This window comes from Methylobacterium sp. 275MFSha3.1 (assembly GCF_900108435.1).
Taxonomy (GTDB): domain Bacteria; phylum Pseudomonadota; class Alphaproteobacteria; order Rhizobiales; family Beijerinckiaceae; genus Methylobacterium.
Genome location: NZ_FNWP01000069.1, coordinates 1 through 1,121, shown reverse-complemented (window position 1 = coordinate 1,121; position 1,121 = coordinate 1). Strand labels below are relative to the sequence as shown.

The following is a 1,121-nucleotide window of genomic DNA, read 5'->3' as shown; positions in this document are numbered from 1 at the left end:
ATCGCGCGGCAGATTGATACCAATCTGATCGGGCCGATCCACGTGGTCAGGGCAGCCCTGCCGCACCTGCGCAGACAGGGCGGCGGACGCCTGATCGCCATGTCGTCTTACGGCGGCCAGGCTACCCATCCGGGCGCTTCCCTCTATCATGCAAGTAAGTGGGGGCTGGAGGGTTTCTTCGACTCGTTAGCGGCCGAGGTTGCCCCCCTCGGCATCGGCGTTACGATTATCGAGCCCGGTGCCGCACGCACCGCATTCCGGAAGACGGCCGGAACGCTGTTGGGCGCGGACGTCGACGCGTACCGGAACACGTCGATCGGCGCGATGCGTGCGATGCTCTCGGATCCCGGCGCCGTCGCGAAGGGTGATCCTGGCAAGATCGTTCAGATTATGATCGACAGCGTGGATCTATATCCTGCACCGAAGCGGATCGCGTTGGGCGGAGATGCCTACACCATGATTAAGCGAGCGCTGGTCGAGCGCTTGGCCGCTTTAGAGGCGCAGAAAGATGCCGCCTTCTCGACTGACGTGGCACGCTGAGGCTAATCGCGTGCCAGATCCGTGGCCTGACTAAACCGCCAGCGTTTCTCCACCAACACTATGACCTCGGCGTACGCTTTCGTAGCCTACTGGCCGGGAGACGTGGCCGTTGACTCTGAAAGTGCCCCGCAACAAGTCCGCTTCTCCGGCTTCAACGCCGGAAGCGGGCAGACTGCAATCGGCCAGATTACGTCACGCCGGGTCGCCATCAGATGCAGAAGCGGACATTCGGTTTGGCGCCCAAGTCGGCCATTCAACTTGTTTGAAGAACGCCCGACAAGCAGACATCAGTGCTGCATTTATCGACCTGCATCGAGGACGCGACACGAATTCGCGGTATCTTGGATGCGGCTTGATAGCTTTTGTAGTCAAACGGTCAACGGCTGCAAGCAGCCAACGCCTCATTCAGAAGTCCGCGGTTATATTGGAGGCGCTTCTTCCGTCGTCACGTGGAACGCGACGAGTTCGTTGGGGCCAAAGGTCAGCGTCAACGGGACATCCGCGGCGTCCCGACCATAGGCGATCAGAATCCGACCGATGCGTGAACTGTTGTTGCGCGGATCAAATGTGTGCCAGCGGCC

1 protein-coding gene and 1 pseudogene are annotated in these 1,121 nt (G+C 60.6%); one reads left to right on the top strand and one right to left on the bottom strand.

Annotated features, from left to right (window positions below; all coding sequences use genetic code 11):
* The coding region (locus BLW78_RS30685) for an SDR family NAD(P)-dependent oxidoreductase (protein WP_139307809.1) at positions 1 to 540 on the top strand (540 nt) is incomplete at its 5' end.
* A 419-nt stretch (positions 541 to 959) separates the two neighbouring features.
* On the opposite strand, the pseudogene BLW78_RS31965 reads toward BLW78_RS30685, so the two are convergent.
* Positions 960 to 1,121 (bottom strand): annotated as a pseudogene (locus tag BLW78_RS31965) (transglutaminase family protein); the annotation flags it as partial.